General features: G+C 64.7%; 7 protein-coding genes. 1 reads left to right on the top strand and 6 read right to left on the bottom strand.

The features are described 5' to 3' along the window. Nucleotides 1–173 precede the first annotated feature (173 nt). Nucleotides 174–1,427: a UDP-N-acetylglucosamine 1-carboxyvinyltransferase gene (gene murA, locus ACZYW1_RS18370; protein WP_463787605.1), complete on the bottom strand. Its 1,254-nt coding sequence runs from the start codon at nucleotides 1,425–1,427 to the stop codon at nucleotides 174–176. 57 nt (nucleotides 1,428–1,484) lie between these two features. Here murA and ACZYW1_RS18365 point away from each other — a divergent pair, with 57 nt between their 5' ends. Then, nucleotides 1,485–2,063, top strand: a complete 579-nt coding sequence (locus tag ACZYW1_RS18365; protein ID WP_463787604.1) for a cob(I)yrinic acid a,c-diamide adenosyltransferase — start codon at nucleotides 1,485–1,487, stop codon at nucleotides 2,061–2,063. A 4-nt stretch (nucleotides 2,064–2,067) separates the two neighbouring features. Here ACZYW1_RS18365 and ACZYW1_RS18360 read toward each other — a convergent pair whose 3' ends face one another. Genes ACZYW1_RS18360 through atpA form a run of 5 tightly spaced genes read right to left on the bottom strand, consistent with a single transcriptional unit; the run spans nucleotide 2,068 to nucleotide 6,990 of the window. Next, the gene (locus ACZYW1_RS18360; RefSeq protein ID WP_463787603.1) at nucleotides 2,068–2,499 is read right to left on the bottom strand and encodes a DUF2550 domain-containing protein; all 432 of its coding nucleotides are present in this window, start codon (nucleotides 2,497–2,499) and stop codon (nucleotides 2,068–2,070) included. Between the two features lie 24 nt (nucleotides 2,500–2,523). Next, complete coding sequence (locus ACZYW1_RS18355) at nucleotides 2,524–2,889, bottom strand: F0F1 ATP synthase subunit epsilon (RefSeq protein ID WP_293003814.1); 366 nt, start codon at nucleotides 2,887–2,889, stop codon at nucleotides 2,524–2,526. 45 nt (nucleotides 2,890–2,934) lie between these two features. Beyond that, entirely contained in the window at nucleotides 2,935–4,395 is a 1,461-nt protein-coding gene (gene atpD / locus ACZYW1_RS18350) for a F0F1 ATP synthase subunit beta (protein ID WP_463787602.1), read from the bottom strand. Nucleotides 4,396–4,419: 24 nt separating this feature from the next. Continuing rightward, the gene (locus ACZYW1_RS18345; RefSeq protein ID WP_463787601.1) at nucleotides 4,420–5,331 is read right to left on the bottom strand and encodes a F0F1 ATP synthase subunit gamma; all 912 of its coding nucleotides are present in this window, start codon (nucleotides 5,329–5,331) and stop codon (nucleotides 4,420–4,422) included. Nucleotides 5,332–5,337: 6 nt separating this feature from the next. Beyond that, nucleotides 5,338–6,990 (bottom strand): F0F1 ATP synthase subunit alpha, encoded by a 1,653-nt coding sequence (atpA, locus tag ACZYW1_RS18340; RefSeq protein WP_463787600.1) that lies wholly within the window; start codon nucleotides 6,988–6,990, stop codon nucleotides 5,338–5,340. Nucleotides 6,991–7,009 lie beyond the last annotated feature (19 nt).

The raw sequence follows: 7,009 nt of genomic DNA, 5'->3' as shown, positions 1-7,009 counted from the left end.
AAGTCAGAAAGCATGGCCAAAAAACAACAACAAAAACAAAACCACCAAACACACTATTGAGTTCTCAAACAACACCCGTTTTCGGGCAACCCTGCAACTGTACTCCATCGCAAAAGCGCCGTCAAACTGCACCATCTCCTGCTCTTCAGCAGGCGTGCGGACTACTTACCGACCTACTCTACCCTCTCGATCTCCGCGCCGAGACTCACCAGGTTCTCCACGAACAGCGGATAGCCGCGGTCGATGTGGAAGACGTCGTGCACCTCGGTGTCCCCGTCGGCGACCAGGCCGGCCAGCACCAGGCCAGCGCCGGCGCGGATGTCGGAGGACCACACCGGCGCACTGGACAGCTGCGGAAGACCGCGCACGACCGCGTGATGCCCGTCGGCGCGGGCATCGGCGCCCAGGCGGATCATCTCCTCGACGAACCGGAATCGAGCCTCGAACACATTCTCGGTGATCATCGAGGTGCCGTCGGCGATCGAGGCCAGCGCGATCGCCATCGGCTGCAGGTCCGTCGGAAAGCCCGGATAAGGCAAGGTCGCGACGTTGACGGCCTTCGGACGCTCGTACTGGGTGACCCGGAAGCTGTCCGGCGTCTGAGTCACGGTGGCGCCGACGTCGTGCAACTTGTGCAGCACCACCTGCAGGTGTGCCGGGTCCACGCCGGTGACGGTGACGTCGCCGCGGGTCATCGCTGCGGCGATGCCCCAGGTCGCGGCGACAATCCGGTCGCCGATCACCCGGTGTTCGGTCGGGTACAGCCGCGGGACGCCGGTGATCGTCATCGTCGGCGATCCGGCACCCTCGACGTGCGCACCCATCTGGTTGAGCATCGTGCACAGATCGACCACGTCGGGCTCGCGGGCCGCATTGTGGATCGTCGTGACGCCTTCGGCCAGGACCGCGGCCATCAAGATGTTCTCGGTTGCCCCGACCGAGGGGAATTCGAGCTGAATCTCCGCGCCGTGCAACGAATCCGCCTGCGCCACAACGCAACCGTGCTCGATATTGCAGACCGCGCCGAGCTGCCGCAGCCCGGCCTGGTGCATGTCGAGCGGGCGTGAACCGATCGCGTCCCCGCCGGGCAGCGCGACTTTGGCGCGCTTGCATCGCCCCACCAACGGGCCGAGCACGCAGACCGACGCGCGGAACTGGCGTACCGCTGCGAAGTCGGCGTCGTATTTCAGTTCGTCCGGTGAGGTGATCCGCACGGTCGCGCCGTCGAGCTCGACATTGGCGCCCAGACCGCGCAACACCTCGGCCATCAACGGCACATCGAGGATGTCGGGGCAGTTGGTGATCGTGCTGGTGCCTTCGGCCAGCAGCGCCGCGGACATCAGTTTGAGGACGCTGTTCTTGGCGCCCCCAACAGCGACTTCGCCTGCCAACCGGCTTCCACCGGTCACTACGAAACGCTCTGCCACGCGGGCCAGTTTAGTGAAGCAGTTTCGCCCTGTCAGTCGGCTAGGTACGTTCGTGTCATGGCCGTTCACCTGACGCGTATCTACACCCGGACCGGTGACGACGGAACGACCGGTTTGAGCGACTTCTCCCGGGTCTCCAAGAACGACACCCGACTGGTGGCATACGCCGACTGCGACGAGGCCAACGCGGCGATCGGCACGGCGATCGCCCTGGGCGCCCCGGATCAGCGGGTGGCCGACGTGCTGCGACAGATTCAGAACGATTTGTTCGACGCGGGCGCCGACCTCTCGACACCGGTGGTCGAAAATCCGGAACACCCACCGTTGCGCATCACCCAGGAGTACGTCGACCGCCTCGAAAAGTGGTGCGATGAGTTCAACGAAGCCCTGCCGCCGCTGACTTCGTTTGTGCTGCCCGGCGGTTCACCGCTGTCGGCGCTGTTGCACGTCGCGCGCACGGTCGCCCGTCGCGCCGAGCGGTCCGCTTGGGACGCGATCGACGAGCATCCGACAGATGTCAATCCACTGCCGGCGAAGTACCTGAATCGCTTGTCCGACCTGTTGTTCATCCTGTGCCGAGTGGTCAACCCGGACGGCGACGTGCTGTGGCGGCCGGGTGGTGGGCGCGGCAACTAGCCGGTCAGAGGCTCCGGCGCCGTGCCCGCGGCGATGGACGCGATTCCAGCCACGACTGAAACGCAGTCAAAGCCCCTCGGTCCAGCGCGATTTCGTAGTCCGTCTTGCGATCCTGCGTGGTGTCGCGCAGCTCCAGCACGATGATCTCTTCGGTCATGATGTCGAATTCATCGCCCCGTGGCGGGCGCCGCGAGACGACCTCGACCCCGCGCCTGTTGATTTGGCGGTCCGGCCACAATCGGACGCTCGAGAGTCGATAAAAAGCGGCATCGCTTCCACGGTAACGGATTACACCGTGCCGCCAACCGTGGCCGCCGACCGCCGGAATATCCCGCATGATGGCTGCCGTCCCGCCTTGGCGCAGCTTCCACAACCGGTAGCTCAACGCGCCGACCGCGACAGCCAGCACAGCGACGAGCGCGGCCATGACCGTCATGAGCGCGCTCACTGTAGCGACCCGTCAGTCGAGTGCGCCGACGGCGCGCAGTCTGCCGCGTCCCCTGGCCGCGATGCGCGGGTCGTCTGACTCCGAATCCTCTTTGGCCGCAGCCTCGTCGATCTCCGATTCGAATTGCGCAGACTCGGCCAGAATGCTGACGCTCTCCTCGGTCACCGACAGGAAGCCGCCCTCGATCGCGACCCGCAGATCGTCTTCGCCCTCACGCTCGACACGAACCATGGCGTCGTCGACCAGTTGCGCGACCAGCGGGATGTGACTGGGCAGAATCCCGATCTCCCCCACCGTGGTACGGGTGAACAGGAACGACGCCTCACCCGACCAGATCTTCCGATCGACGGCAACGATATCCACATTCAGCGTTGCCATCTCACACCTGCCCTTCCACGCTCAACTCTCGCCGGCGACAACACATCACAGCTTGGCGCCGAAGCTTTCGGCCTTCTTGGCCAAGTCGTCCAGCCCGCCGATCAGGAAGAACGCCTGCTCGGGGATGTGGTCGAATTCGCCCTTGGCCAGCTTGTCGAACGCCTCGATGGTCTCCTTCAGCGGAACGGTCGATCCCGGCTGACCGGTGAACTGCTCGGCCGCCATCATGTTCTGCGACAGGAACCGCTCGATGCGACGGGCCCGGTTGACCTGCTGCTTGTCCTCTTCGGACAGCTCGTCGATACCCAGAATCGCGATGATGTCCTGAAGGTCCTTGTAGCGCTGCAGGATTCGGATCACTTCTTGGGCAACCCGGTAGTGCTCGTCCCCGACGATCGCGGGGTCCAGGATGGTGGAGCTCGACGCCAGCGGGTCCACCGCCGGGAAGATGCCCTTGGAGAACACATTTCGCGAAAGCTCGGTGGTGGCGTCCAGGTGGGCGAACGTCGTTGCCGGCGCGGGGTCGGTGTAGTCGTCGGCGGGCACGTACACGGCCTGCATCGAGGTGATCGACTTGCCTCGGGTCGAGGTGATCCGCTCCTGCAACTCACCCATCTCGTCGGCCAGCGTGGGCTGGTAGCCCACCGCCGAGGGCATCCGGCCGAGCAGCGTCGAGACCTCGGAACCGGCCTGGGTGAACCGGAAAATGTTGTCGATGAACAGCAGCACGTCCTGGCCCTGCTCGTCGCGGAAGAACTCGGCCATCGTCAGGGCCGACAACGCGACCCGCATACGCGTGCCGGGCGGCTCGTCCATCTGACCGAACACCAACGCGGTGTCCTTGAGCACGTCGGCGTCCGCCAGCTCGACCCAGAGGTCGTTGCCCTCACGGGTGCGCTCCCCGACGCCGGCGAAAACCGAAGTACCACCGAAGTTTCGGGCGATACGGTTGATCATCTCCTGGATCAGAACGGTCTTACCGACACCGGCACCACCGAACAGGGCGATCTTTCCACCACGCACGTAGGGCGTCAGCAGGTCGACGACCTTCAGACCCGTCTCGAGCATCTCGGTGCGCGGCTCGAGCTCGTCGAAGGGCGGCGGCTTGCGGTGAATCGCCCAGTGGTCGAAGTCTTCTCCGTAACCCGGCTCGTCCAGGCAGTCGCCCAGGGCGTTGAACACGTGGCCCTTGACACCGTCGCCGACCGGAACGGAGATCGCCTTTCCGGTGTCGGTCACCTCGACGCCGCGGACCAGCCCGTCGGTCGGTTGCATCGAGATGGCGCGCACCAGGTTGTCACCGAGGTGCTGCGCGACCTCCAGGGTCAGCGTCTTCGCCAGGTCCTCGTAGGTGATCTCGGCGTGCAGAGCGTTGAACAACGCCGGCACGGAGCCGCGCGGGAATTCGACGTCGACAACGGGCCCGGTGATCCGCACCACGCGGCCGTTGGTGTCGCCGCCCTTCGAGTTCGTCGACTTCTCAGCCTGTTTGGTGGTAGCAGCCATATCCTCTTCGCTTCCTGATGGGGCCTATTGAGCGTCGGCGAGCGCGTTTGCGCCACCGACGATTTCGCTGATTTCCTGGGTGATCTGAGCCTGCCGCTCGCGGTTCGCCTCCAGCGTGAGCGACTTGATCAAGTCGTCGGCGTTGTCACTGGCCGACTTCATCGCCCGCTGGCGGGAAGCGAGCTCAGACGCGGCGGACTCGAGCAGTGCCGTGTAGACGCGGGTCGCCACGTAGCGCGGCAGCAACGCGTCGAAGAGCGTCGTTGCGTCCGGTTCGAAGGAGTACAACGTCTTGGGCTCGTCGTCGTCCTCGACGTATTCCACGTTCATCGGAGCCATCCGGTGCGCTCCGACCGACTGCGACATCATCGATTTGAATTCGGTGTAGACGATGTGCAACTCGTCGACGCCGGCTTCGTCCGATGACTCCTCGTCGTCGCCGGCCCCGGCCATGAACGCACTCACCAGAGTGTCGGCCACCTCTGCGGCATTCTCGTAGCTGGGCCGCTCCGAGAAGCCGGTCCACGACTCGCTGATTTCCCAGTTGCGGAACTTGAAGTAACCCTGCGCTTTACGGCCAACCGTGTAGAGCACCGGCTTCTTGCCGTCCTCGCGCAACCGCGAGAAGAGCTCCTCGGCCCTGCGAAAGGCGCTGGAGTTGTAGGCGCCGCACAGCCCTCGATCTGACGAGACGACCAGCACGCCGGCCCGTTTCGGCGAGGACTTCTCGACCAACAGCGGATGGTCGAGCGCGGCCTCCGATGCGAGCGTGGTGAGCACGCGGGTGATCTCGTCGGTGTAGGGCCGGGCCTCTCGAAGCCGGGCCTGCGCCTTGCCGATGCGCGAAGTCGCAATCATCTCCTGGGCCTTGGTGATCTTCTTGATCGACCCGGCGGAACGTATGCGACCCCGCAGTTCGCGAAGTGTGGCAGCCATTTTCGATTACTTCTTCTGCTCCGGCGGTGCCGGCTTGTGGACCTGCACTGCTTCTTTCTCAACCTTGTCTTCGTCGAGCGCCTCGACGTGCTCGTCGGGCACTACCGACCCACCGCCCGTGGCCGCGAAGCCCTTCTTGAACTCCTTGATCGCGTCGACCAGCTTCTTCTCGGTCTCTTCGCTGAGCTTCTGCGATTCCTTGATGTCGGACAGGATTCCGTCCTTGGCGCCGCGGATGTGGTCGAGGAATTCGGTCTCGAACCGGTGCACGTCCTCGGCCGGGACGGAGTCGAGGTGGCCACCGGTGCCGAGGAAGATCGAGATGACCTGCTCCTCAACGGGTGACGGCCGGTACTGCGGCTGCTTGAGCAGCTCCACCAAACGCTCACCGCGATCCAGCTGCGCCTTCGACGTCGCGTCCAGGTCGGAGGCGAACGCCGCGAACGACTCCAGCTCACGGAACTGCGAGAGGTCCAGCCGCAATGAACCGGCCACCTCTTTCATGGCCTTGATCTGCGCGGCACCACCGACACGCGACACCGACACACCGACGTTGATCGCCGGTCGCACACCCTGGTTGAACAAGTCGGACTCGAGGAACACCTGGCCGTCGGTGATCGAGATGACGTTGGTCGGGATGTAGGCCGAGATGTCGTTGGCCTTGGTCTCGATCACCGGGAGGCCGGTCAACGAACCGCCGCCGAGCTCGTCGGACAGCTTGGCGCAACGCTCGAGCAACCGCGAGTGCAGGTAGAACACGTCACCCGGGTAGGCCTCGCGACCCGGCGGACGACGCAGCAGCAGCGAGATGGCGCGGTAGGCCTCGGCCTGCTTGCTCAGGTCGTCGAAGACGATCAGGACGTGCTTGCCGTTGTACATCCAGTGCTGGGCGATGGCCGAACCGGTGTACGGCGCAAGCCATTTGAACCCTGCGGCATCGGAGGCCGGCGCCGCGACGATGGTGGTGTAGTCCATCGCGCCACCTTCGTCGAGGGCGCGACGCACGGACGCGATCGTGGTGCCCTTCTGGCCGATGGCCACGTAGACGCAGCGGACCTGCTTCTTCTCGTCGCCGCTCTCCCAGTTCTCGCGCTGGTTCAGGATCGTGTCGACACACACCGCGGTCTTGCCGGTCTTGCGGTCGCCGATGATCAACTGGCGCTGGCCACGACCGATCGGCGTCATGGCGTCGATGGCCTTGATGCCGGTCTGCAGCGGCTCGGAGACGCTCTGCCGCTGCACCACCGACGGAGCCTGAATCTCCAACGCACGGCGGGTCTCCGCCTTGATGTCGCCCTGGCCGTCGATCGGCTCACCGAGCGGGTTGACCACCCGTCCCAGGAACTCGTCGCCGACCGGCACCGAGAGGACCTCGCCGGTGCGCTTGACCTGCTGACCCTCCGCCAGCTTCTCGGAGTCACCCAGGATGACCGCGCCGACGCTGTGCTCGTCGAGGTTCAGCGCGACACCGAGAACGCCACCGGAGAACTCCAGGAGCTCCTGGGTCATCACCGACGGCAGACCCTCGACGTGCGCGATACCGTCACCGGTGTCGACGACGGTGCCCACCTCTTCTTTGGTGGTGTCGGAGGAGAAGGAGCTTACGTACTCCTCGATCGCGCCCTGAATGTCGTCAGCCGAGATTGTCAACTCTGCCATGGCTTTTCGTTCTTCCTGC

This window comes from Mycobacterium sp. IDUB_36, assembly GCF_055419225.1.
This window is presented reverse-complemented; position numbering and strand designations above follow the sequence as displayed.